Genomic DNA, 24,543 nt, shown 5'->3' on the forward strand with positions numbered 1-24,543 from the left:
TATGCAAGATGGGAAATAAAGAAAAACAAAACAAGGTTCAACCCAAAAACTTAGAAGAAAAAAAAGCTGGGTATGGTGATAAAAAGCTTGAAGGCCCAGACCGTCCTTCTACTTAATTCAAAGTACAATTGATCGTCTACGTAAATTTACTGACAGTAAAAAAGCAAGGTATAGCCCTTGCTTTTTTATCTTTATGTCACGTCAAAATTTCCTTAAGTAAAATCGAAGAATGGAGCTGTTTTTGCTTTTTTTCGAACCAGTCATTTATGTGGATTGGGTGCTTATGTTTTACGGGTTCAGCAAACCACTTCTTAGCCACCTTTCTTTTCTTAGACCAGTCTTCAAATTCGCGTATATGATGATCGATAACCGGATAAGTCGTTCTTAAAAACGGTGTTGTCCGTTGGTGCCTTGTATGTAGATACCTCTCATAATCATTTCTGGAACCAGTATGAACGGTCCTTTTTGAGAAATCATAAAAGGAAGCGTACAAATTTGGATGAAATAAAATGCTAGCCAACCTCTTACCTAGGTTTATCCTATTATCTATCGATTGAAAACCATAGACACTTGCCCCGTAAAGCTCTCCTTCACAAGTAGGAAATAACACTGTACTGAAATGAAACCAATCTTGTACGTAAAACAAGAATGAGTGAAAAACTCTTTTCCGATAAATTGGATGTTTTATGACCGGCTTTTGGATGACATTTTGTTCATTTATAATAAGAGCAATCATCAGTCTTTCTATATTTTTATGATGCCAAAATCTATTCCACTCCTTTTCCATAAAGGATGAAACATGAAAAAATTTTAATAAGTGAAACATTGGCTCATTTATTTTCGTCGAATAATGATAGAGCAATAATTGAGGAAAAGCATCTTGGAAGATTAACCAATTCGCTCTCTCATATGTGAGAAATAAACTCTTTCTCAGCTCTGGATCAATCACTCTTGGGAACCATGCACCTTCCAAGTCGCACATATTCCACCCTGCATTTCTAGATACCATACTAGCTAAAAATGCCCATGGAATTTCATGATGTTGTTTATAATAAGAAAAATAGGCTTCTGTTCTAGAAATATTATCTAGATTTCCAGTAGAAGTACGCTCTTTAATTTGATGTATCAGATGAAACTCTCGTTTTGTTAACGTTTGATAAGAGTGAATACGCCTCACCCTTCCTATTTACAACTGTATTTTTATAGTTCGTTAATTGGTGCTTTTTATTCAACCAAAAACGGGCGACATTTGGTATGATAGGTATTAGTTTGTGAGGTGTCTATCATATGAGTTTCCATTATCCAAACGGAAAAAAGTTTGTTCCGGAACAGAAACAAGCTGTTCTGAAGAATAGAAATAAAAAAGAAAAAGACTTTACGTATAGCAATCGAGGAATGACCTTAGAAGAGGACTTAAATGAAACGAACGAGTACTATTTGTTAAGTGGGAAAGCCGTGATTCATAAGAAGCCAACACCTGTGCAAATCGTTAACGTTGATTATCCTAGGAGAAGTGCCGCTGTTATTAAGGAAGCTTATTTTAAACAAGCATCAACAACCGATTATAATGGAGTTTACAAAGGAAAATACATTGATTTTGAAGCAAAAGAAACAAAGTTTACTACTTCATTTCCTCTGAGTAATTTCCATGAACACCAAATAAAACATATGACACATGTCGTAGCCCAAGGTGGAATTTGTTTTGTCATTCTAAGATTCTCTTCTGTTGAAGAAGTGTATCTACTCGAGGCTATACATCTACTCCAATTTTGGGAGAGAATGAATAGTGGTGGCAGAAAATCCATTACAAAAGAGGAAATCATTCAAAATGGTCATCATATCCCTCTAGGATATCAACCGAGGATTGACTATATTAAAATAATCGATTACCTTTATAGTCTTACATGATGATTTTAAAAAATGAACGTAGCAACTTAATTAGTATGTTACAAATGATTTGTTAATATACTCTTAAAGTTCATTTTTCTAAATTTATATTGGGTTTGTTAGAAAGGAAGGACATATATATGGCAGAAAAATATCAATCTAGAGAGGAGCGCCGTAAGCAGATTGCCAATAAAGAAGGGAAAAAAGGGAAAAGGAATTCAAAAGGACTTTTTAAAAGGATCTTTTTAATTCTTATAGCTTTAGGGATTGTTGGATTGCTTACTGGTGTCATCACTTTCGCGTTTATGGTAAAAGATACACCAAAATTAGATGAAAAATTGTTGAAGGACCCAATTTCTTCTGAACTATACGATATGGACAAAAACTTAATAACGGAAATTGGAACCGTCGGCTCGTCGAACAGGGATTATGTTGAATATGAAGATATCCCGAAACTAGTAGAAAACGCATTTATAGCAGTTGAAGATTCTAGATTTTATAAGCACAACGGAATTGATGTTATTCGTTTAGGTGGAGCTGTAATTGCTAACGTAACAGATGGATTCGGCTCTGAAGGTGCAAGTACCATCACTCAACAAGTAGTTAAGAATTCATTTTTAACACATGATAAAACCTTGTCTCGTAAAGCTCAAGAGGCTTGGCTATCATTTCAACTTGAAAGAAAATATACGAAACAAGAAATCTTTGAGATGTATGTGAATAAAATTTGGATGGCTAGCGGTGGACATGGTGTTGCTACAGCTGCAAAGGTTTACTATGGTAAGGAGCTAGACGAATTAACATTAGCCGAAGCTGCTTTACTAGCTGGAATGCCACAAAGCCCTGCAAATTACGATCCGTTTGAAAACCCTGAAAAAGCTGAGAAAAGACGAAACATTGTTCTCACTTTAATGGAACACCACGGATTCATCACTCAAGAGGAAATGGATGAAGCAAAAAGCGTTGATGTAACTGCAAGTCTAGTTGAAGAAAAAAATCGTAAAAACGGAGAAATCCCATACGATGACTTTATCGGCCAAGTGATTAAAGAAATCAATAAAAAATATCCGGATCTTGATCCCTTTTCTGAAGGGCTAAAAATCTATACAACTTTAGATCCTAATGCACAAGGCTATGTTGAAAATATGTTAAACAGTAATGAAATTGTCCAATTCCCAGATGAAAAGTTCCAAGCTGGGATTACCCTTCTAGACACTAAAACGGGTGAAATCCGTGCATTAGGTGGGGGACGCGATCAAGAAGACGTGACGTTTGGGTTTAACTATGCAACCGATTCGAAACGACAACCCGGATCTACCATTAAACCAATATTAGATTATGGTCCAGCTATTGAGCATCTAAAATGGGGTACGTACCACGCTCTAGATGATAAGCCTTATACGTACTCTAACGGTAAGAAGATTAATAACTGGGATAACAAACATATGGGACCAATGAGCATGAGAACTGCTCTAGCATTATCGAGAAATATTCCAGCGCTCCAAGCTATGCAGGCGGTAGGACTAGATCAATCAAAAAACTTTGCCATAAATCTAGGAATTCCACTAAAGGAAATTCATGAAGCGTACTCTATTGGGGGCTTAGGTGGAGCCGATAAAGGTGTCTCCTCACTTGAAATGGCAGGAGCATATAGTGCCTTTGGTAACAATGGGTTCTTTACACCTCCCCATTCAGTAATAGAAATTGAACTTCGAGATGGCACAAAATTAAACATGAAGCCAGAGACAGAAGTTGTTATGCAGGATTATACGGCTTTTATGGTTACAGACATGCTTAAAAGTGTTGTTGATTGGGGTACCGGTACAATGGCAAATGTTTCAGGACTTGATGTTGCCGGAAAAACTGGAACGACAAACTATTCTAAAGAAGACAAAGATAAATACGGAATACCAAATGGTGCAGTTCCAGATTCATGGTTCGTAGGGTATACAACGAATTACACTGCTGCTGTCTGGACCGGTTATGAAAACCAGACTAAGAACTACCTAATCGGTAAAGAACAAAAAATTTCGCAAACAATATTTAAGAATTTAATGGCTCATGTTTCACAAGGGGTCGAAACACCAGACTTTACCGTTCCAAGCAGCGTAGAAAGAGTTCAGATTGAAAAAGGTACGATTCCAGCCAAACTTGCAAGTGAATTTACTCCTAAAGATCAAGTAGCGAATGAATATGCTGTGAAAGGGCATGCTCCAACAGAAGTATCTGAAAAATACGATAAACCAGAAACACCAAGCAATCTAAGTGCGGTATACGAAGAAGAGACAGGGGAAATTGTCCTTACTTGGGAATATGCACTAGATGGAGATGGTGAGGAAGCTTCAGATATTCAATTTGAGGTTCTTGCTGCATTAAATGATGGTGCTGAACAACCATTGACGATTACACCATCCACTGAGTTGCGATTAAGAGCTGAATTTGGCGGGTATTATTCGTTTAAAGTTATCGCAGTCCGTGAAGAACAAAAGAGTGACCCAGCAACCACTATGATTGAGGTACCAGACCCATTCAACTTAGGGGATGACGATGAAGATGATAGTGCTGGCGACGGTCAAGACGATGAAGATGATCAACAGGATGGCGAAGGTGAAGGCAACCAATCAGGAAATAATAACGGAAACCAAGGTGGAAACAACAACGGTTCTGGTCAAGGTGGCCAATCCGGAGGGGATAACTCTGATGGAGGAAATTCTGGAGATGATAATTCCGGGGGATCGGATTCCGATTCTGATGATTAACAAAAAGAGCGACTTAGCATTTTGCTAAGCGCTCTTTTTGTTCATTTCCTTACGATGATTGATTTTACGTACAGTTTTTCCATTTCTACCATTAGCTCTGCTAGTTGTTTATAGGAGTGAAAAAGATTAGGTCTAGCGAGGATAAACGCAAATCTTTCTGTAATGTTCACTGGCTTTATTTTCAAGGACTCCAGGGGGATGATAGGGTTTAACTCTACTGGTTGTCCATTCGTCCAAAATAACAGTTCTAGAAAGAGCCCAATTCCAACTCTCATTGGTAAAGTTGCTCCTTTAGCGTCTCTTTTCTCAAACTTACTTTCGATTTCTAGTTTTACTTTTTTCCATTCTGTTAGTACCACTGGAATATATTCAATTGTTTCCCAAGGCTTTAGTGCCTTAATGCCATTATAAAAAGCGACTTCATAAATAAGTGGACTTTCAACGTAAAAGTTGTTTTCAGTTTCATTAGCCCAATCTAAATACTCATCAGGAAATAAAAACGAATGTTTTAATTTGGCTGAAACTTCTATGCTACTCTTACCCCTCATTTACAAGTTCCTTCCCCTTCATTCTCTTTTTCCCTTCTCTACAAAGGTCTAAAAGAGGACAAGAAGGGCATTGTGGGTTCTGTGCCTTACAATGGTATCTACCGAAGAAAATCATACGGTGATGCGTTACAGACCACTCCTCTTCTGGAACCTTCCTCATTAAGGTTTTTTCCACCTCTAAAACTGAATCTTTCCATCGGCAAAAAGCTAGCCTCTTACTTACTCTTTCAACGTGAGTATCTACCGCTATCGCAGGTATTCCATAAGCTACAGAAACCACAACATTAGCCGTTTTTCTACCAACCCCAGGAAGGTTTGTCAATTCATCACGATCTCTAGGGACAATCCCATCATATTTATCAAGCAACATTTGACAAAGAGCTTGAATGTTCTTGGCTTTATTTCGGTAAAGTCCGATTGAACGTATATCATTTTGAAGCTCCTCTATGGGAACATTCAAATAGTCTTCAGGTTTTCTATATTTTTCAAAAAGGTTTTTAGTTACTTTATTCACTAATGCATCTGTACATTGAGCAGATAAGGCTACTGCAATTACCAATTCAAATGGATTAGAGTGAACTAATTCGCAATGTGCATCTGGAAACATCTCACCCATCTGGTCTAAGCAATGTCTTATTTGAGTTTTGTTTAACATGTGTTCACCCCATTTTAATTACTTTATACAAAAAAAAGAGAGAAACATCGCCTCTCGAATTCTTAACTTTTATGATCTAACCAATTGTAAAACGGAACAGATGGCGTTTGGGTCTTTTCTTCATCAATTTTCACACGTTGTTGAGTTTGAAATTGCCTAAATTTTCTACCATAACTTTTTGCTTGTTCAATCGTTTTTATGCCATTTTTCTTCCATTCAAAAAGAATTCGGTCAATATATCTGAAATTTAATTTCCCCGATACTACTGCTTCTCTTAAAGCAGATTTTATAATGATTGGATCATGTCGATCATCGTCCATCCACATGGCCAACGTTTCGCACTCAAATGGTGAGAGCGGTCTTCCAAATTCTTGTTCAAAAGTAGAATACACATCTGATTCTTCCCTTTGTTTCTTTTCCATATCTTTTCCCTTTAGGGTTAATAAGAAATTTTCGATAAGCTTATTCCAAAGAGGTATAAGAGAGTATTTCTCGAAACGTATTCCATCAGCACCATGGCCATCTTGGATTTCAATTAGTCCTTTTTGTATGAGCTTACGAAGCATATCATTACATTGAGGAACAGATATTGTCATTCTAGAGGAAATATCGTTAGGAGTTGGAAAACCATTTCCTTTTTCAATAAATGAGTGTACTTGTAACAATAGTACAAGTTCCGTTTCATCTATATTCATCTTTTTATAATTTGCCAACAAGGCGCCTGGAAAAGTTATATTGCCTTCTTGGAACCATTGTAAAATATTATCTTTCATAGTGGACACCTCTATATAAGTATAACATGAAGCAACTTTAACTAGTTAGGTTTTGAGGGGTGTTTCTATCATGAAATTTTTTCAAGCGTAAAGGTTTTTTCAACATAAAAAGAGTCCGCTCAAAGCGAACTCTTTTTTATATTGCACTATAAATAAAACACTCGGGCATCCATTTTACTATATTAAGGATATAGTCTGTTTAATAAACGAGGGAACGGAATAGATTCACGTACATGCTCCACACCACTGATCCAAGCTACCGTTCTTTCTAAACCTAATCCAAATCCTGAATGAGGTACAGAACCGTACTGACGTAACTCTAGGTACCATTTATAAGCGTCCAATGGCAGATCATGTTCTTCTAAACGTTGTTTTAATAGATCAAAGTCATGAATACGTTCTGATCCACCTATTATTTCACCGTAGCCTTCTGGAGCAATCAAGTCGGCACATAATACTACATCTGATCTTTCTGCATCTGGCTGCATGTAAAAAGGCTTTAGTGTTGTTGGGTACTTTGTAATGAAAACAGGTTTGTCATAAGCTTCTGCGATTGCTGTTTCATGAGGAGCTCCGAAATCATCGCCCCACTGGATATCTTCAAATCCTTTTTCATGTAGAAACTTAATTGCATCATCATAGCTAATTCTTGGGAAAGGTGCCTTAATGTTTTCTAATTTGCTTGTATCTCTTCCTAGAGTGTTTAACTCTAGAGCACAGTTTTTAAGTACAGATTGAACAATATGCGATACATATTCTTCCTGAACAACTAAGTTTTCCTCAAATTCAACAAACGCCATCTCTGGCTCGATCATCCAGAACTCAATTAAATGTCGACGAGTTTTCGATTTTTCTGCACGGAATGTTGGTCCAAAAGAGAATACTTTTCCTAGAGCCATTGCAGCAGCTTCCATGTATAGCTGTCCACTTTGTGAAAGATATGCATCTTCATCAAAGTATTTTGTTGCAAATAACTCCGTAGTTCCTTCTGGAGCACTTCCCGTTAGGATAGGTGGGTCTACTTTTGTAAAACCTTGTTCATTGAAAAATTCGTAAGTCGCTCTAATAATTTCGTTACGCACTTTCATTACAGCATGTTGGCGGCGAGAACGTAACCATAAATGGCGGTTGTCCATTAAGAATTCAGTCCCGTGTTCCTTTGGAGTAATTGGATAGTCTACTGCTGCATGTAAGACTTCTACCTCTTTAACAAGTAACTCATAACCAAAAGGAGATCTCTCGTCCTTTTGTACAACTCCTGTTACATACACTGATGATTCTTGAGTAACAGATTTAGCTTGTTGGAATGTTTCTTCTGGTACTTCTGCTTTTACGATAACACCTTGGATAAAGCCTGTCCCATCACGTAATTGTAAGAAAGCAATTTTACCACTAGAACGTTTATTTGCAATCCACGCGCCTATTTTTACTTCTTGATCTACATATTTGTATACTTGTGAAATGGTTGTTTTAATCACTATTATGTTCCCTCCAAAAACTTTAAGCGAAGCTCAGATATGTACTTCATTCAATAAAATTTTATATTGCTTACGATCATACTAAGAAAGAAAAGCATCAATTTATTATACCGTTCAGTAATAGGACATTCAACTAAAAGCGGAAAGACAGTATGGTGGTCCTTCCGCTTTCTTCTGTTTTAATATAAGACTGTCTTAAAAAGAAATCACGGTAACAAAGCCGTGTTACCCTATTAATAATTTCTTAAGCTTTCATTTTACTTTCAACAAAGTCATGCATGCGTTTAATGGCTTTTTCCAATAAATCTAATGAAGTTGCGTATGAAAGTCGAATGTTTTCAGGTGTTCCGAAACCAGAGCCAGGAACTACAGCAACCATTGCTTCCTCCAATAATGCCTCAACAAATGAGTCTACGTCCTTATAGCCTGTTAACTTTGCAGCTTCTTTTACATTAGGATATAGATAAAAAGCACCTTGTGGCTTAACGCAAGTGAAACCAGGGATATCAATTAATTGATTGTAGATAATATTTAGTCTCTCTTCAAAAGCCTCTCGCATCTCGTCTACTGGTTGTTGAGACCCCGCATACGCTGCTATGGCCCCAAATTGTGCAGTAGTCGTAGGGTTTGAAGTACTATGGCTGGATAAATTAGTCATTGCTTCAATAACGGATTGATTTCCAGCAGCATAACCAATTCTCCAACCTGTCATGGAATGCGATTTAGAAACCCCGTTTATGATGATAGTTTGTTCTTTAAGTTCCGGTGACAGTTGGGCAATTGAAACGTGTTTGTGTTCACCATATACAAGTTTTTCATAAATTTCATCCGAAACAATTAGGATGTTTTTTTCTAGACAAATCTTCCCTAATTCTAGAAGCTCTTCTTCACTATATAGCATTCCCGTTGGATTACTCGGAGAATTAATAATGACAGCTTTCGTACGATTTGTAGTAGCATCAAGCAATTGCTTTGGCGTAATTTTAAATTCGTTTTCTTCTGACCCTTCTACAAATACAGGGACACCATCTGCTAATTTCACTTGCTCAGGATAACTAACCCAGTATGGTGTAGGAATAATGACTTCGTCCCCTTCATCAAGGATTACTTGGAAAAGAGTGTAGAGAGCGTGCTTAGCACCATTTTGTACAACCACTTCGTTAGGACTATAGTCAATTCCTTGGTCACTTTTGAATTTCGTAATGATCTCTTTAATAAGTGCAGGAAGTCCTGCAGAAGGTGTGTATTTCGTTTGGCCTTCATTCATTGAAGCAGACGCAGCATCTATAATATGTTGAGGAGTATTAAAGTCTGGCTCCCCAGCACCTAAACCAATGACATCATAGCCTTTTGACTTTAACTCCTTTGCTTTAGCAGTTATTGCTAAAGTTGACGAAGGTGTTAAAGCTTGAACTCTTTGTGCTAATCTAATCTCCATTCCGATGCCTCCATTTTTATCTTGGTTTACAGGTTTTGAATATCCCTTAACCATTCCCCTGTTTTAAAGTCTACATAATAATAATTTATTAAATTTTTTTCAGTACGATAATAAATTTCCCACAATGGAACCCCATTTTCCATGCCTAATTGTACTCTCATGACCTTTTCAGGGCTCTTTTCCTCGTATAACCTCTGGATGGCCTCTTCCCTTGAAATACCATCACTAACCTTTCTTTCGGTAAACGTTCGTTCCTCTTCATTAATCCAAACGATAATCTCTTCTTTATCCTCATTTAAACCCTTTACAACGTAATATGTATAAGACCCGTTGTACAAAGAAAAGTCAGTCATTGTAACAAGAGAAGTTTCTTGTATAGCTATGTTCTCTGCCTTTTCTTTAGCCGTTTTAATCGGTTCTACCGCGTTTAAATAAACGTTTACCATAATACCTATCAAGATAACAATTACGATACTAACAATAAAAATCCATTTTTTCACATTGACACCGCTATGTACGATAAATTGTAAAAACAGCTTTATTCTGGTCTTCTTGATCAAGGGCAAGACCAAACATTAAGTCTTTTTCTTTAAGTGTACGATTTAAAGCATCTACAACCTTATATAAATCAGGACTGTGCTGTATCTTTATGGTAGACAATACTTCTATTTTACTTTCCATTAGGTTATTCCTCCTCAACCTCGACAAAAATTGTTATTAATATGCTAATCAAAAAAGGACAAAATAAGATTACGTAACAGTTACCGCATATTCAAACATTATTATAACAGCTACATTCAATAAATCGACGTTTATTGTTATATTTTAAACCAAAAATCATTCTGGTCCACACACACACTGTTAACCGCGCTTTATGCGCGGTTCTTTTTGAGACAGTGTATCCGGTGAAAAGCTGTATGGTATCTGCGGTAGCCCATCTTATTTATGATAATCCTTCATTTCCTACTTAAATTCTTCCCCATGAGAGATCGTAATCACTTCATAATTAATATCGGTGAATTTGATCGTAATGGTACCGTGCTTCTTTGTATAATACAAATCAATCCATTCATCATGTAAAAGCTCAAATATATCAGAACTTGGTTTGATATTATCGCCTGAAAATATGACCGCTATCTGGGGGTCCATATGCTTTATCATTTCATGGCTCAAAGAATTCTCTATTGCAAATTGAGGTACTTTAAAAATATTTGCATCTGATAAATTCTTCTCCATCAATTGAGCTTTTGCTCGATCACTCATTGATGTAAGGATTAATAACCGATGTCTCAAAAATTTTAAAGATAAATCCATCCCCTCATGGACTTGAGCCCCTTCAAATAATACTTCTGTATGCAATCCAGGAAGAATTTGCTGTTTTGTTCCATTACTCCATACATGAACACTAACATCATCAAAAATTTCTTTTTTTCTTTTTAAATGATTACTCGTACTCTCTCCAACAATTAACTGTTTAACATCGTAATTTTGAAGGACCCATGATAAATTCCCATTAAAGTAAGGATCGTCCTTAGTTAAGATGACAGTTGAAATGTTTTTTACATTATACAGTTCGAGTAGTTTTTTTAATTCAATTTCCGTTCCGCTGCTTCCAGTATTTATTAAGATATTTTCACCATTCTCATGCTGAATTAGTGTGGATTCTCCACTTGATAATGATAAAAATGTTATCGCTAACTCGTTCGTCTTTAAGTTCAAATCAATATTCTCAACTTCAACAGGAACGGATGATTCAGACGGAATATAATACCAATTTGTAAACGCCAAAAGGATGGCGAACAACACCTTCATCTGCATTCCTCCAATAACTTCTAAAGTATAGAGTGTGTTATTCGCAAAAAAACATGCTGATTTTTCAAAAGTAGATTTTTCTTAGCCCAGATAGGCTAACACCCGCTTATTCCTTCTATTACAACCAGCCTTCTATTAATTCCACCATTTCATTGATATTATTCCTTCGTATAGGGACTTCAGGAATGGATTCTAGGAACGCCTTTCCATATCTCGTCGATATGATTCTTTTATCAAAAACAACAACAATCCCTCTATCCTTACTCGATCTTATCAGTCTTCCAAAACCTTGTTTAAATCTGATAACGGCTTCAGGAAGGGAGTGAGAAGAGAATGGGTTCCCTCCAATTTCTTTAATACGCGCACACTTCGCTTCTGTAAGTGGATCATCTGGTGCTGAGAACGGCAGTCTAACGATTATTAAACACGAAAGGTCTTCTCCTGGAATGTCTACCCCCTCCCAGAAACTACTAGTTCCTAAAAGAATGGCTTTTTCAAAACGTTGAAAATTTCTAGTCAATCTTGTTCTACTTCCAGCAGTAATGCCTTGAGCAATCAATACATAATCCTCTAGAAGACCACTTTCCTTCATTAAATCATGAGTTTTGCGGAGCATTTCATGGGAAGTAAATAGAATAAGCATCCTTCCACTCGTCGCCTCAGCTATTGAAATAATGTGTTCTGATATCGCAGCCACATATTCATCCAAGGGAACAGCGTTTACCTCTGGAAGATCATTTGCAACTAGTAACTGAACTTGTTCCTTATAGTTAAACGGTGAACTAATTCTCTCTACGTTTAGCGGTAAAGTATTCAATCCGAGCTCATTAATTATATAGTCAAAGGAGTTGTTGACCGTAAGAGTTGCAGAAGTGACGATCACACTCTTCTTTTTGTGGAAAAATTGCTCAGATAGATGGTCTGAAATGGCGACCGGTTGTGCATAAACCGTAGTTGCATTTTGCACTGCCCTTGCATCCATTTCTACCCAAGTTACATAATCACTAGACGGGTTTAACAGTACATTTTTGATTTTTTCTCTCGTTCCTTTTAGATCCAACTGGAGAGAAGAAATGTCGGTCAATACTCTCCTTTGCTCTATGGTAAAATGCTCACTTTCAGATTCTAGACCTGACAAACATTTTTCAAAATAAGAAATCAAATCATATAGTAAAAAGGAGAATCTCTCACCACTATTAAATATAGCTTTTCCTTCTTTTGTGTCCTCATAATTTTGCAATGAACAGTTCATTCGGTTTGTATACGACCTTTTGGCCTTCTTTTTCACAAATGAACTAATCATTCTAAAAAGCTCATCCATTTCAAATTGCAATTCAGAAATGAGTTGATTTAACTCAAACGTATGCAAGACCTCTTCATTATTTTGGTTCCACTTTATTTCCTCTAAAAGCTGTTGTAACTGGTATAGCAATTGTTTCTGTTCCATTAGTCCGCATCTGCTTAATAATAATCGAACAGACAAGTAATCTAACGAGTAGCCAAAGTACTTTCCAGCCGCTTTTTCAAAATGATGACCTTCATCTATAATGACGTAATCATTTTTCGGAAGAATAGAGTGCTCTGAAACTAAGTCAGCTAATAGAAGAGAATGATTCGTGATAATGATATCTGCTTTCTCTGCAGCCTTCCTAGCTCTTAAATAGAAGTCATATTGCATCCAGGATTTATTTTGAAGGATAACGGCTTCATCATTCTTAACTTTATTCCAATAAAGAAGACCCCCGCTAGATAAATTTAGTTCATCTATATCACCCGTTTTTGTTTCAGTTAACCATACGAGAATTTGCATTTTTGTTAGACTCGTATCGTAATTATCCTCATCATCCTTTAACGTTTGTTCAAACTTAGATAAGCTTATATAATGATTTCTCCCCTTTAATAATACGGTCCGTAACTGGAAAGGGAGCATCTTCTGTAGTAATGGAATGTCATTTGCTAGAAGTTGTTCTTGAAGCTGTATGGTAAAAGTACTTATAATAATGGGTTCATTGTTTTCTCTTGAAAAAATAGCACCAGGTAACAAATAGGCTAGTGATTTCCCTACACCCGTTCCAGCTTCAATAACAGCATGTTTATCTTCTAAAAAAGAATGATAAACAGCATCCATCATGTCAAACTGCCCTAAGCGTTTCTCAAAGGTTGGAAAAACCATTTTGAAAAGCTGCTCTTTTGAATCATGGCTAGCTGGATAGACGGTGTCACTATCCCCTGTTGTCACTCCGTACTCATCTTGTTTTCTTAAGGCAATCCCCCTATATAGTTCTAAATGAGCTGGAAGTTCTTCAACCGTTCTTTCCATTGCAAGAACATACTCATCTAATAATAAGGAAATATCACTCTTTAAACCTCCAGAAAGCTTAAGAAGCTGACGTAAAGTAGCTTGAGGCAATGTATGTAAACGAGAAATAAACAATTGTAATAACTCAGCAGTTACATAGGCATCACTATCAGCCTGATGCGGACGTGAATGCTCTAGTCCTTGCATGAAAGCTAGATCATTTAATTTATAGCTATCAGCGGTTGGAAAAAGAATTCTAGCTAATTCAACCGTATCAATGACAGGGCCATAAAAGCCTTCGTATCCTGACTCAATGAGTTCTTCTTGAAGAAAGGTCAAGTCAAAGAGCACATTATGCGCAACAAAATACGCACCATCTAACATCTTAAGCACGTTCGGTGCAATTTCTGAAAAAATGGGTGCATCCTCTACCATTTCATCATTCAGTCCTGTTAATTCTTCAATAAAAAGCGGTATAGGTTGCTGTGGATTTACTAAAGAAGAAAATTGCTCGACAATTTTACCGTTTTCAATAACGACCGCTGCAAATTGTATAATTTTATCTCCCTTTTTAGGAGAATTTCCGGTTGTTTCTAGATCAATCACAACGAATTTTGTAGTCATGTTATACACCTCAAACATTCAGTCATTCAAACGGTATCATAAAATAGGGAAAAGAAAAAGTTATAATGTCTTTTTCTACAATTTCCCCAATCTTGTATTAATTATTTTTGACACTCTTTTGGGAAGCTATAATAATAAGCTAGGTTAGCTTTCGTTTTTATAAGTTGTTAAACGAATCTTGTTTCCGGTATGAAATATTATAACTATTCGTGACGCAAAATGAAGGGACAGCACCAAATTATAGTTTAAAGTCAACATTTATTTAGTGTATTGAGTGCAACAAAGTTTTGGAAAAGAACCTAAACTAAACGAAAAACCCCCATATTAGGGGGTTATAGGACTACCGTTCGCTCAGGTTCTTGGTGTAGAAGTTCAACAATTTGGTTATTTTCATTCATGATCGCTACTTTTGGTTGATGAGAAGGAAGCTTTTCCTCACCCACTAAAGCATACGAAATAATGATAACTACATCACCCTCCTGCACAAGTCTTGCAGCAGCACCATTGACACAAATCACTCCACTGCCTCGTTGCCCAGGAATAATATACGTTTCAAATCTTGCTCCATTATTGTTATTCACAATTTGTACTTTTTCATTTGCAACCATTCCAACAGCATCTAAAATATCCGTATCAATTGTAATACTTCCAACATAATTCAAATTTGCTTCTGTAACTCGGGCACGGTGAATTTTTCCATTCATCATTGTACGAAACATAATATCCCCTCCAACTCTTATGATAGTTCATGTGTATTTAAGACGATATTGTCAATCAATCGCGCATGTTCGAACTTAACAGCAAGAGCAATAATAATCTTGCCTTCTAATATCTCTATCTGTTTCAATTCAGGATAAGATAGTACTTCTATATAATCAATCTTCCCTCTTGATTTGGATAAAATAAGTTTCTCTATTTCAGAAACGATAACTTTAGGGCTTCTTTCTCCCCGATTGATTAATGATCCTGCCATGTTTAAACTTTCGAATAAAACGGTTGCTTCGGACCGCTCAGATGGAGAAAGGTTAACATTTCTAGAACTTTTAGCAAGACCATCTTCTTCACGGACTGTGTCAACGGGTACAAGGGTGATAGGGAAATGAAAGTCGGAAATAAGACCATCTACTACAGCTACTTGCTGTGCATCTTTCATCCCCATATAAACAGAATCCGGAAGTACAATATTAAAAAGTTTTGTCAGAACGGTTGCAACCCCATCGAAATGACCTGGTCTGGATTTACCACATAATACTTCTGTTCTTTCTTGAACCACTACTTTTACAGAAGAGGATTTCGGATACATTTCAGTATTAGACGGAAAGAATAGATAGTCTACTTCTTCTCGTAAAGCAATTTCTTTGTCTCTATCAAAATCCCGCGGGTATTTATCTAGGTCCTCATTTGGTCCAAATTGTAGTGGATTTACAAAGATACTTAAAACTACTATGTCAGTCTCGGCTCTGGCCTTTCTTAGTAAACGAATGTGACCTTCATGAAGGAATCCCATTGTTGGAACAAAGCCAATTGATTTCAATGACTTCTTTTTTTCTCGCATTTCGGTTTGCATTTCTAAGACTGTAGTAATGATTTTCATTCTTTTCCTCCATAAAGTCCCTGCAGCTCCTCTTCTTTCATCGTAAAGCTATGAGAATCTTCAGGGAAAGTCCCCTTCTTTACTTCAGATACATATGACTTTATCGCTTGTTCAGCTTCTATGTTAAGGTTTGTATATTGCTTAACGAATTTAGGAACCCGTTCTACTCCATATGTTAGTAAATCATGGTATACAAGTACCTGGCCATCAGCATCTACGCCAGCTCCAATCCCGATGGTAGGTATACTAAGGGCGTTTGAAACCTCTTTAGCAAGCTGTTTTGGAACACACTCTAAAACAAGCAGGAATGCACCTGCCTCCTCACATTTTTTGGCGTCCTCCATTAATTTTCTAGCAGCCGATGCACTTTTGCCTTGCACCTTGTAGCCACCTAAAACACCAACTGATTGTGGAGTAAGTCCTAAATGAGCAACAACTGGTATACCCGATTTTGTGAGGGCTTTAATATGATCAATTACGTCATCCGCTCCCTCTACCTTTACAGCATTTGCACCAGTTTCCTGGATTAATTTAGCTCCATTTATAAGAGTATCACGAACAGATAAATGATAACTCATGAACGGCATGTCTACAACAACAAATGTGTCCTGTGCTCCTCTTCTAACTGCTTTTGTGTGGTGTATCATGTCATCCATTGTTACAGGAATTGTTGAATCGTACCCTAAGACGACCATCCCCAAAGAATCTCCAACGAGAATAACGTCTACACCAGCTTGTTCAGCATGCTTTGCTGAAGGATAATCATAGGCGGTAAGCATGACTACTTTTTCATTTTCCTTTTTCATTTTCAAAAAATCAGTTGTTTGCTTCATCGCTTTTTCCTCCTTAGTTTGGAAGAGGAGACACACAAAACATGGTTGTAGGTGTTATATAAAAAATAGTAAACCTTTTACATAATCACCGCTGAAATTCTGTACAATAATAAAGGAATCCCTAAACGTCAGAAGGATTCCTTGGAAAATTCTATGTTTTGTTTCATCCCTCTGTCCCGGTCCATTGGATCTAGGCAGATAATTTTGGTTATTTGGTTAATAATATCTGTTGGTGCAGTTCCCCATAAGTGATACTGCCCACCTGAATTATATCAAATGAAAGCTCATGTTACTATAAAATTTGATTGTCACCATAACTAATTACTGTAAATCGATATCCGCGGAATACACAGAATGAATTTTACCCTCTTCATCTTCAATTTGCAAAACTCCATCCTCTGTAATACCTAGAGCTTTCCCGCGAATTGTATGATTTAAAGTCCTTGCTGTAATGGTTTTTCCAATACTAATTGCATAGCTTTCCCAAAGCAGTTTAATTGGATAAAATCCATTTTCTAGATAAATCTCATATAAGTGTTCCAAACGATTAAAAATTCCTCGAATAAGAACTGATCGATTGATTTGTTCTCCACTCTCAATGGAAAGCGAAGTTGCAATGTCTTTTAGTTCATCGGGGTATTCTTCTCTCTTCTGATTTACGTTAATACCAATACCAATAATAATAGAAATAATACGATCTGCTTCGGCTTGAAGCTCCGTTAGTATCCCAGTAACCTTTTTACCATTCATCAGGATATCGTTAGGCCATTTGATTTGAGGTGAAAGAGATGTGATTTCTTCGATCGCTTGTACTACAGCAACTGCTGTCAAAAGAGTGAGCTGAGGTGCCTTAGGAATTGGTAGATTAGGTCTAAGTATAATACTCATCCAAATCCCCGAATACTTGGGTGAATGCCATGCTCTGTCCATTCTACCTCTTCCTAGTAGCTGTTCCTCAGCGATGACTACTGTACCTTCTGGAGCATCGTCGTATGCTAGCCGATGAGCAATTTTCTGAGTGGAATCAACGCTCTCTTTATAGTGAATGGATTGGCCGATAAATTTAGTTTTTAGCCCAAGTCTAATATCATCTGCTGTAACATTTTCAGGAGTTTTCACAATTCGATAGCCCTTTCTTCTAACTGCCTCTAGCTCAAACCCTTCCTTTCGGAGCTCCTCAACATGCTTCCACACGGCAGTTCTTGAGCACCCGATTAGATCTGCAAGGTATTGCCCAGATAGATAGTCATCATCATGATTCGTAAAAGCATCAAGTAATTTCTTTCTTAGCTCAGATTGCACCTCATAAGCCACTCCCTTATGGTTTCTTTTCTATTTTCAATTTCTCCAATTATGATCGCTTTTTCAATACTTTCTAATTTTTCCTTCACCCAAGGGCCACCCGCTAATTGAAACCATTCCATTAAGTCAGTACCGGTTATGTCCATTTCATTCCGTTCTTTAATAGGTAACGACTCATATTCTTGTTTTAAGTCGTCTAAATTGTTGGGATTTCCTTGACCTGTTAAGACGTTATACAACTTCTCTGTACTAAAGATACTATCTATCTTTGCGTAATACATACTTTCTAAAGTCCATTCATGATTCATACGGTACTCTAACCAAGAGAAGATTTTCTCAATGCCCTTTATCGTTTTCATCGACAATTTCCAAGCTTTTAAAAAAGGCTCTATATCCTTTTTGGCCAGGTTTAATTTATAGATAAGTAAAACCCATAATTCCTCAACCTTAAGGTTTGAATCACTTAAATCAACAAACATTTGCAATTTGTCTTTTTTAGTATCAAACCCAGGCAAGTATTTATAAATTTCCGTTTCAAGAAGAATTTGTAAGGCTTGCTTTCTATTTGTTCCTTTTAAAAGCTTCTCAAATTCGGTGGAAATTCTTTCAATTGCTATTTCCCTTAGCAGGCCCCCATAGTCAGACAAAGCACTGAACGTAGATGACTCAATCGAAAATGAGAGTTGACTAACAAATCGAACGGCCCTCATCATTCTTAGGGCATCTTCATTAAATCGTTCTTTTGCGATTCCAACTGTTGCGATCATTCTTCTTTCTAATGCGTCTCTGCCATTGAAAGGATCGATAATGTCCCCATTTCTATTCATAGCTATGGCATTAATCGTAAAATCTCTTCTTTGTAAATCTTCTATCAATGATCGAATAAACTGAACCTCTGCTGGTCTCCTAAAATCTTCATAGTCAGATTCACTTCTAAAAGTTGTAATCTCATATGATTGGTTTTCATATAAAACAACAACAGTACCATGCTCTATACCAACATCAATCGTTTTAGGAAAAATGCTTTTGATTTCAAGTGGCGTTGCCGATGTTGCTATATCTACATCATGAATGTCTTTGTTCAGCAAGTAGTCTCTAACAGAACCTCCAACAAAATATGCTTCAAAGCCAGCCTCTTCAATTTTAGCTAAAATAGGAGCTGCCACTTGAAAAGCTTGAATCATACTTTTTCACCAATCTTCAAAATTTTAAAGTAAAGGTCCTCGTACTCTTTCACGATTATATCGGCATTGAACTTTTCATTTACCAGTCGAACGGAGTTGCTAGAAAAATAGGTATGTAATGTTTTGTTAGATAGGATTTCAATGGCCTTATCGGCTATGCTTGAAACATCTCCTACTTCGCATAGGAAGCCTGTTTCACCGTCTAGAATTACTTCAGGAATTCCTCCTATATTTGTACCAATACAAGGAACGCCGCAAGCCATTGCCTCTAAGGCTACTAGACCAAAACTTTCTTTTTCTGATAATAATAGCTTTAGATCACTAATTGAATATAGTTCCTCTAAGTTGTCCTGTTTTCCTAAAAAAAGAACTTTCCCTCTTAAATTTAATTCACCTACTAGCTTGCAAACTACACTCATTTCTGGTCCATCACCAACTAATAGGAGCTTTGCTGGCACCTTTTGTTCAATCTTAGCAAATGCTTTGACAACATCCGGTACACGCTTGACTGCTCTGAAATTAGAGACATGTATGACAACTTTTTCTTCATCTTTAATTCCATATACCTCTTTTAGATGTAAGGAGTCCGATTTCTGATAGACTCTTGTGTCAATAAAATTGTATACAGGATCTAGTCTTTTATCTGGCTTTAGTAGATCATACGTCTGCGAAATAAGTGAATTTGATACGGCAGTAACAACATCCGATTTTTCAATACCAAAACGGATCGCATCACTAAGTGAAGGGTCATAACCTAACACAGTAATATCTGTGCCGTGTAAAGTAGTTACTATTTTTACATCTGTCCCACTCATTTGTTTAGCCAAAATTGCACAAACAGCATGTGGAATGGCGTAATGAACATGAAGTAAATCCAATTCCTCTCTCTGGATTACCTCTGCCATTTTACTTGCAAGAGCAATGTCATATGGAGGATATTGAAAAACTGAATATTGATTTACCTCCACTTGATGATAAAAAATATTGTGATACATCTTCTTCAAACGGAATGGCAGGCTAGACGAGATAAAATGAATCTCGTGTCCCTTCTCAGCTAATAATTTTCCTAATTCGGTTGCCACTACACCAGAACCACCTACAGTAGGATAGCAAGTTATACCAATTTTAAGTTTTTTACTCATTATTCGTCTCCTAATAGGTCACGATTTAGAAGAATCGGTGCTTTCACCTTAAATCCTTCAGCATATTCTACACCGACTTCTTTACCAAAAAGCTTTTCACGGGCTTCAACCGTAGGAATATACCCATTTACTAATGGCGTTTCAAAGCTAGCTTCTGTTTTAACAAACTGACTTTTATAAGCATTCAGACTAGCAATTTTTTTATCCATAAAATCAGATACATCTATTACAAAGTCTGGCTTATGAAACCCATTGATCATATAAAAATAAACATTTTTAACTTTATGAGGAGGTAGTTGATCAGCTGTTTCATACCTACGTATACCTGCTGAGAATACAGCCTCTTCTACTAATCGTGCACAGTTGCCATGGTCAGGGTGTCGATCTTCATGATAGGGTGCAAACACAACTTGTGGACGGTATCTTCTAATAACGTTTGCGATTAGATTAATGGATTCTTCATTTAAAAAGATTCCCCTATCCCTAAGGCCTAGTGTTTCTCTAATTGAAGTTCCCAATATGTTTGCAGAATCTGTAGCTTCACACTTTCGAATCTCAACTGTCCCATTTGAAGAAAGTTCAGCCCTTGTTAAGTCGCAGATTCCAACTCTCTTACCCAGAGAGCTGTATTTCGCAATAGTAGCACCCATGCCAATTTCTACATCATCTGAATGTGCACCAAATGCAAGAATATGTAATTTAGTATTATTCATCTTCTTCACCATTATTTGTATCGACGATTTCTCTCCAGGACAAATCGCCTCTTGAAAGTCCTTTTATTAAAATTTCAGCTGTTCCCATATTTGTCGCTAATGGAATCGAGTACACATCGCAAAGACGAATTAGTGCTGAAACATCTGGTTCATGTGGTTGTGCCGTTAAAGGATCTCTGAAAAAAATCACTACATCCATGCCATTATTAGCAATCCTAGCACCTATTTCTTGATCTCCTCCAAGTGGACCAGATTGGAATCTATGAATATGCAAGCCTGTAGCTTCCATAATTCTAAGCCCTGTTGTACCTGTTGCAAATAAAGAATGATTGGCTAAAATTTCTTTATACGCGATTGTAAAGCGAACTAGGTCATCCTTTTTTTTGTCATGAGCAATCAAGGCAATATTCACGGTTTATCCCCATTTCTATTCCATTATATTTTCTAACCCGTAAACAAACGTATCAATTTTCATAACGGTATCTACAGCTAACTTAACTCCTGACATAAAGGATGCTCGATTGAAAGAATCATGGCGAATTGTAAGCATCTGTCCTTCTGAACCAAACATAACTTGCTGGTGAGCAATTAACCCTGGCAGCCTCACTGAATGAATGTGCATCCCATCAAAGTTAGCGCCCCTTGCTCCGGCCATCGTTTCCTTCTCAGCTGGATGACCCTGAACCTTTGATTCTCTAACCTCTGAGATCATTTCAGCTGTTTTCACTGCAGTTCCCGATGGAGCATCTAACTTTTGATCATGATGCAGTTCAATAATTTCTACATCTCTAAAGTATTTCCCTGCCATTTGCGAGAACTTCATCATCAACACTGCCCCCAATGCAAAATTTGGAGCAATGATACAGCCTAGTTCTTTTTCATTACAAGTATTTTCTAGTTCTTGTAAATCATCGTTTGTGAAGCCAGTTGTACCTACAACAGGACGTACTCCATATTGTAGAGCAGTTCTCGTATGATGCATCCCGACTTCAGGGATTGTTAGGTCTATTAGAACGTCAGCCTGAACATTTTGAAAACAGTCCTCAATATTAGAAAAAACCGGAACAGAACTAAAGCCATGAAAGCCCTCAATATCATTTAATAACTTCCCTCCATGACGATGATCTAAAACAGCTACTAACTCATAATTTTCAGTATTCTTTACTAAATTTACAGCTTCATTTCCCATTCTACCTCTAGGTCCAGCAACTACTACTCTAACTTTTGACATCGACATTACTCCTCCAAATGATCTATTCTAGTCCACCGATCTTTATCTCTTGTATTAAATTTGTTCATCACACGATTGTGAGCAGTTTCAAGATCAATATTTAATGAATTCGCAAAACAAATGAGGACAAACAGCATATCCCCTAATTCATCTTCTATCGTTTTCTCTTCTTCTGATGCTTTTTTCGGTTTTTCACCATGATAATGGTTCACTTCACGTGCTAACTCACCTAACTCTTCTGTCATTCTCGCAAGAAGAGCCAGAGGGCTAAAATACCCTTCCTTGAATTGGCTAATATATGTATGTACTTCATTCTGAAGTTGTTTCATTGATTTCTCTTGTTCCAAAGCGTCCACCTCTTTCTTCTACTACATGCAAATATTTATTATTTCACCCATTAAAAACCGCTATTCCTTTTTACATGTTAGCTAAATAGAGAAGTTTTTACAAATAATATTTATTATAACCCTCTTAGAAAAACTCTGTACATGATCATTGGTTAATTCCCCCTTGATAGGTTGATAATGTATAAAGCATCCCTTATAATTAAATCGCTTTAGGGTTACAGGTTCTTATAAAAATTATTATTAATTTACATGCTAGAACTAAGCTGAAATAGGAACCCTGATCGTACATCAGTAAAAATCTTATAGAAAGAGGATAACCTTATGTTTTTTGGTCTTAAAATTAAGAATATTATTTTCATATTGATTGGAGCAGCAATTTTCTCTTTTGGCATCGTTCACTTCAATATGCAAAATAATTTAGCAGAGGGCGGTTTTACAGGTATTACACTGCTATTATATTTTTTATTTAATTGGGATCCTTCATATGTAAACCTGCTACTAAACATCCCTTTATTCTTTATAGGATGGAAATTACTTGGTAGAAATGTTTTCCTGTATACGATTATTGGAACGGTAAGCGTATCTGTGTTTCTATGGATATTCCAACGCTACCAAATTGACATGCCATTAAAAGAGGATTTAACACTTGCTGCATTGTTTGCAGGAGTTTTTATCGGAGTCGGACTTGGGATTATCTTTAGGTTCGGAGGTACAACAGGTGGTGTTGATATAATCGCTCGTCTTGTCCACAAGTATGTTGGATGGAGTATGGGGAAAACGATGTTTATATTCGATGCTGTTGTAATTACGCTTTCTTTAATATTCTACTTAACGTATCAAGAAGCAATGTACACATTAGTTGCTGTATTTATCGGAGCACGGGTTATCGACTTCATGCAAGAGGGAGCCTATTCTGCTAGAGGGGCGATGATTATATCTGATAGAAACGAGGAAATTGCTGCTAAGATTATGAATGAAATGGAACGTGGAGTAACAGTACTAAAGGCGCATGGTTCCTATACAAAGCAAGATCGTGAAGTACTTTATTGTGTTGTAGGGAGAAATGAAATAGTAAGACTAAAGAATATAATTAACTCTGTCGACCCTCATTCCTTTGTCTCTGTAAGTGTTGTCCATGATGTGTTAGGAGAAGGCTTTACACTAGATGAGAACAAAAAACCAATAGAGCGTTAGAAGAAACAGAAAAAAGCCATGCGAGCATGGCTTTTTTTAATCTTCGCTTTGCATTCCTGTATAGATAAGCACTAAACGAACTAACTCTAAAACCGCAACGGCTGCTGCTGCAACATATGTTAAAGCTGCTGCGTTTAATACTTTTTTCGTTTCTTTCTCTTCATCATTTCGGATAATTCCCATGGATACTACTTGGTCCATGGCACGATTAGATGCATTAAACTCAACTGGTAGCGTAACCACTTGGAATAGTACCGCTGCTGCCATAAAGATGATACCTAGTAGAAGCAATCCACTTAATTGAGCGAAAATACCAATTAAGATTAGGATCCACGAAAAATTAGAACCTAAATTTGCTACAGGCACTAATGCGTGACGGAAACGTAAGAACGCGTAAGCTTCTTCATCTTGTATAGCATGCCCTACTTCGTGGGCTGCGATAGCTGCTGCTGCTACACTATGACCATGATAATTTTGAGATGAAAGACGAACGGTTTTTGAACGAGGATCGTAATGATCAGTTAGGTGTCCTCTCGTCTCTTCTACGCCTACATGGAATAAGCCATTGGAATCAAGAATTCTACGAGCAACCTCTGCACCTCTCATTTGAGACGAAGAAGATACTTGAGAATATTTCTTATATGCACCTTTTACGCGAAACTGTGCCCAGAGAGGAATAATAATAATCAGGGCAAAATAAATGAGAAAAGTCATTTACTGTTTGTCCTCC

Annotated in this window: 24 protein-coding genes; 3 read left to right on the forward strand and 21 right to left on the reverse strand. The window is 36.9% G+C overall.

Translation table 11 applies throughout. The annotated features are described in order from the left end of the window. Positions 1-196: 196 nt before the first annotated feature. Positions 197-1,177, reverse strand: coding sequence for a DUF2515 domain-containing protein (locus ACFYKX_RS16475; protein ID WP_389362156.1), 981 nt, complete (start codon positions 1,175-1,177; stop codon positions 197-199). A 110-nt stretch (positions 1,178-1,287) separates the two neighbouring features. Here ACFYKX_RS16475 and recU point away from each other — a divergent pair, with 110 nt between their 5' ends. After that, positions 1,288-1,908, forward strand: coding sequence for a Holliday junction resolvase RecU (gene recU / locus ACFYKX_RS16480; protein WP_389362157.1), 621 nt, complete (start codon positions 1,288-1,290; stop codon positions 1,906-1,908). Between the two features lie 119 nt (positions 1,909-2,027). After that, entirely contained in the window at positions 2,028-4,646 is a 2,619-nt protein-coding gene (locus tag ACFYKX_RS16485; protein WP_389362158.1) for a transglycosylase domain-containing protein, read from the forward strand. 41 nt (positions 4,647-4,687) lie between these two features. On the opposite strand, the gene ACFYKX_RS16490 is transcribed toward ACFYKX_RS16485, so the two are convergent. The 19 genes from ACFYKX_RS16490 to ACFYKX_RS16580 all read right to left on the reverse strand — a co-directional run bounded on the left by ACFYKX_RS16490 (position 4,688) and on the right by ACFYKX_RS16580 (position 22,601). Then, positions 4,688-5,194, reverse strand: a complete 507-nt coding sequence (locus ACFYKX_RS16490; RefSeq protein WP_389362159.1) for a YpoC family protein — start codon at positions 5,192-5,194, stop codon at positions 4,688-4,690. After that, positions 5,184-5,849 (reverse strand): endonuclease III, encoded by a 666-nt coding sequence (nth, locus tag ACFYKX_RS16495; RefSeq protein WP_389362160.1) that lies wholly within the window; start codon positions 5,847-5,849, stop codon positions 5,184-5,186. Before nth ends, ACFYKX_RS16490 begins: the two co-directional genes overlap by 11 nt. Before the next feature lie 62 nt (positions 5,850-5,911). Beyond that, on the reverse strand, positions 5,912-6,622 hold the full coding sequence (locus ACFYKX_RS16500) for a DnaD domain-containing protein (protein ID WP_389362161.1): 711 nt from the start codon (positions 6,620-6,622) through the stop codon (positions 5,912-5,914). 182 nt (positions 6,623-6,804) lie between these two features. Next, the gene (asnS, locus tag ACFYKX_RS16505) at positions 6,805-8,097 is read right to left on the reverse strand and encodes an asparagine--tRNA ligase (protein ID WP_389362210.1); all 1,293 of its coding nucleotides are present in this window, start codon (positions 8,095-8,097) and stop codon (positions 6,805-6,807) included. A 247-nt stretch (positions 8,098-8,344) separates the two neighbouring features. Beyond that, positions 8,345-9,538: a pyridoxal phosphate-dependent aminotransferase gene (locus tag ACFYKX_RS16510; RefSeq protein ID WP_389362162.1), complete on the reverse strand. Its 1,194-nt coding sequence runs from the start codon at positions 9,536-9,538 to the stop codon at positions 8,345-8,347. 26 nt (positions 9,539-9,564) lie between these two features. Further along, entirely contained in the window at positions 9,565-10,038 is a 474-nt protein-coding gene (locus tag ACFYKX_RS16515) for a cell wall elongation regulator TseB-like domain-containing protein (protein WP_389362163.1), read from the reverse strand. Positions 10,039-10,048: 10 nt separating this feature from the next. Beyond that, positions 10,049-10,219 (reverse strand): YpmA family protein, encoded by a 171-nt coding sequence (locus ACFYKX_RS16520; RefSeq protein WP_389362164.1) that lies wholly within the window; start codon positions 10,217-10,219, stop codon positions 10,049-10,051. 282 nt (positions 10,220-10,501) lie between these two features. After that, entirely contained in the window at positions 10,502-11,350 is an 849-nt protein-coding gene (locus ACFYKX_RS16525) for an ATP-dependent DNA helicase (RefSeq protein ID WP_389362165.1), read from the reverse strand. Between the two features lie 118 nt (positions 11,351-11,468). Next, the gene (gene dinG, locus ACFYKX_RS16530; RefSeq protein WP_389362166.1) at positions 11,469-14,273 is read right to left on the reverse strand and encodes an ATP-dependent DNA helicase DinG; all 2,805 of its coding nucleotides are present in this window, start codon (positions 14,271-14,273) and stop codon (positions 11,469-11,471) included. A gap of 332 nt (positions 14,274-14,605) precedes the next feature. Next, positions 14,606-14,992 carry an aspartate 1-decarboxylase gene (panD, locus tag ACFYKX_RS16535; protein ID WP_389362167.1) on the reverse strand — a complete coding sequence of 129 codons (387 nt, stop codon included), beginning with the start codon at positions 14,990-14,992 and terminating at the stop codon, positions 14,606-14,608. Between the two features lie 17 nt (positions 14,993-15,009). Next, positions 15,010-15,867, reverse strand: a complete 858-nt coding sequence (panC, locus tag ACFYKX_RS16540; protein WP_389362168.1) for a pantoate--beta-alanine ligase — start codon at positions 15,865-15,867, stop codon at positions 15,010-15,012. Next, complete coding sequence (gene panB, locus ACFYKX_RS16545) at positions 15,864-16,700, reverse strand: 3-methyl-2-oxobutanoate hydroxymethyltransferase (RefSeq protein WP_389362169.1); 837 nt, start codon at positions 16,698-16,700, stop codon at positions 15,864-15,866. Before panB ends, panC begins: the two co-directional genes overlap by 4 nt. Positions 16,701-17,021: 321 nt before the next feature. After that, the gene (locus tag ACFYKX_RS16550) at positions 17,022-18,002 is read right to left on the reverse strand and encodes a biotin--[acetyl-CoA-carboxylase] ligase (RefSeq protein WP_389362170.1); all 981 of its coding nucleotides are present in this window, start codon (positions 18,000-18,002) and stop codon (positions 17,022-17,024) included. Further along, positions 17,987-19,186, reverse strand: coding sequence for a CCA tRNA nucleotidyltransferase (locus ACFYKX_RS16555; protein ID WP_389362171.1), 1,200 nt, complete (start codon positions 19,184-19,186; stop codon positions 17,987-17,989). The genes ACFYKX_RS16550 and ACFYKX_RS16555 overlap by 16 nt, the downstream gene beginning before the upstream one ends. Further along, positions 19,183-20,328, reverse strand: coding sequence for an N-acetyl-alpha-D-glucosaminyl L-malate synthase BshA (gene bshA / locus ACFYKX_RS16560; protein ID WP_389362172.1), 1,146 nt, complete (start codon positions 20,326-20,328; stop codon positions 19,183-19,185). The genes ACFYKX_RS16555 and bshA overlap by 4 nt, the downstream gene beginning before the upstream one ends. After that, positions 20,328-21,041 carry a bacillithiol biosynthesis deacetylase BshB1 gene (gene bshB1 / locus ACFYKX_RS16565; RefSeq protein ID WP_389362173.1) on the reverse strand — a complete coding sequence of 238 codons (714 nt, stop codon included), beginning with the start codon at positions 21,039-21,041 and terminating at the stop codon, positions 20,328-20,330. Before bshB1 ends, bshA begins: the two co-directional genes overlap by 1 nt. Beyond that, on the reverse strand, positions 21,034-21,453 hold the full coding sequence (mgsA, locus tag ACFYKX_RS16570; RefSeq protein WP_389362174.1) for a methylglyoxal synthase: 420 nt from the start codon (positions 21,451-21,453) through the stop codon (positions 21,034-21,036). The genes bshB1 and mgsA overlap by 8 nt, the downstream gene beginning before the upstream one ends. 15 nt (positions 21,454-21,468) lie before the next feature. After that, complete coding sequence (gene dapB, locus ACFYKX_RS16575) at positions 21,469-22,272, reverse strand: 4-hydroxy-tetrahydrodipicolinate reductase (RefSeq protein WP_389362175.1); 804 nt, start codon at positions 22,270-22,272, stop codon at positions 21,469-21,471. 5 nt (positions 22,273-22,277) lie between these two features. Next, positions 22,278-22,601, reverse strand: a complete 324-nt coding sequence (locus tag ACFYKX_RS16580) for a nucleotide pyrophosphohydrolase (protein ID WP_389362211.1) — start codon at positions 22,599-22,601, stop codon at positions 22,278-22,280. Positions 22,602-22,940: 339 nt separating this feature from the next. Here ACFYKX_RS16580 and ACFYKX_RS16585 point away from each other — a divergent pair, with 339 nt between their 5' ends. Beyond that, positions 22,941-23,813: a YitT family protein gene (locus tag ACFYKX_RS16585; RefSeq protein WP_389362176.1), complete on the forward strand. Its 873-nt coding sequence runs from the start codon at positions 22,941-22,943 to the stop codon at positions 23,811-23,813. Between the two features lie 36 nt (positions 23,814-23,849). On the opposite strand, the gene ACFYKX_RS16590 is transcribed toward ACFYKX_RS16585, so the two are convergent. Continuing rightward, entirely contained in the window at positions 23,850-24,527 is a 678-nt protein-coding gene (locus ACFYKX_RS16590; protein ID WP_389362177.1) for a zinc metallopeptidase, read from the reverse strand. Between the last annotated feature and the right edge of the window lie 16 nt (positions 24,528-24,543).

This window comes from Cytobacillus spartinae (genome assembly GCF_042865285.1).
GTDB classification, from domain to species: domain Bacteria; phylum Bacillota; class Bacilli; order Bacillales; family Cytobacillaceae; genus Robertmurraya_A; species Robertmurraya_A spartinae.

Bases quoted from the DNA above. Each gene is read 5' to 3' on its own strand.
- recU (WP_389362157.1), top strand. From the start codon at position 1,288: ATGAGTTTCCATTATCCAAACGGAAAAAAGTTTGTTCCGGAACAGAAA.
- ACFYKX_RS16485 (WP_389362158.1), top strand. From the start codon at position 2,028: ATGGCAGAAAAATATCAATCTAGAGAGGAGCGCCGTAAGCAGATTGCC.
- ACFYKX_RS16490 (WP_389362159.1), bottom strand. From the start codon at position 5,194: ATGAGGGGTAAGAGTAGCATAGAAGTTTCAGCCAAATTAAAACATTCG.
- nth (WP_389362160.1), bottom strand. From the start codon at position 5,849: ATGTTAAACAAAACTCAAATAAGACATTGCTTAGACCAGATGGGTGAG.
- ACFYKX_RS16500 (WP_389362161.1), bottom strand. From the start codon at position 6,622: ATGAAAGATAATATTTTACAATGGTTCCAAGAAGGCAATATAACTTTT.
- ACFYKX_RS16510 (WP_389362162.1), bottom strand. From the start codon at position 9,538: ATGGAGATTAGATTAGCACAAAGAGTTCAAGCTTTAACACCTTCGTCA.
- ACFYKX_RS16520 (WP_389362164.1), bottom strand. From the start codon at position 10,219: ATGGAAAGTAAAATAGAAGTATTGTCTACCATAAAGATACAGCACAGT.
- ACFYKX_RS16525 (WP_389362165.1), bottom strand. From the start codon at position 11,350: ATGAAGGTGTTGTTCGCCATCCTTTTGGCGTTTACAAATTGGTATTAT.
- dinG (WP_389362166.1), bottom strand. From the start codon at position 14,273: ATGACTACAAAATTCGTTGTGATTGATCTAGAAACAACCGGAAATTCT.
- panD (WP_389362167.1), bottom strand. From the start codon at position 14,992: ATGTTTCGTACAATGATGAATGGAAAAATTCACCGTGCCCGAGTTACA.
- panC (WP_389362168.1), bottom strand. From the start codon at position 15,867: ATGAAAATCATTACTACAGTCTTAGAAATGCAAACCGAAATGCGAGAA.
- panB (WP_389362169.1), bottom strand. From the start codon at position 16,700: ATGAAGCAAACAACTGATTTTTTGAAAATGAAAAAGGAAAATGAAAAA.
- ACFYKX_RS16555 (WP_389362171.1), bottom strand. From the start codon at position 19,186: ATGATTCAAGCTTTTCAAGTGGCAGCTCCTATTTTAGCTAAAATTGAA.
- bshA (WP_389362172.1), bottom strand. From the start codon at position 20,328: ATGAGTAAAAAACTTAAAATTGGTATAACTTGCTATCCTACTGTAGGT.
- bshB1 (WP_389362173.1), bottom strand. From the start codon at position 21,041: ATGAATAATACTAAATTACATATTCTTGCATTTGGTGCACATTCAGAT.
- dapB (WP_389362175.1), bottom strand. From the start codon at position 22,272: ATGTCAAAAGTTAGAGTAGTAGTTGCTGGACCTAGAGGTAGAATGGGA.
- ACFYKX_RS16580 (WP_389362211.1), bottom strand. From the start codon at position 22,601: ATGAAACAACTTCAGAATGAAGTACATACATATATTAGCCAATTCAAG.
- ACFYKX_RS16585 (WP_389362176.1), top strand. From the start codon at position 22,941: ATGTTTTTTGGTCTTAAAATTAAGAATATTATTTTCATATTGATTGGA.
- ACFYKX_RS16590 (WP_389362177.1), bottom strand. From the start codon at position 24,527: ATGACTTTTCTCATTTATTTTGCCCTGATTATTATTATTCCTCTCTGG.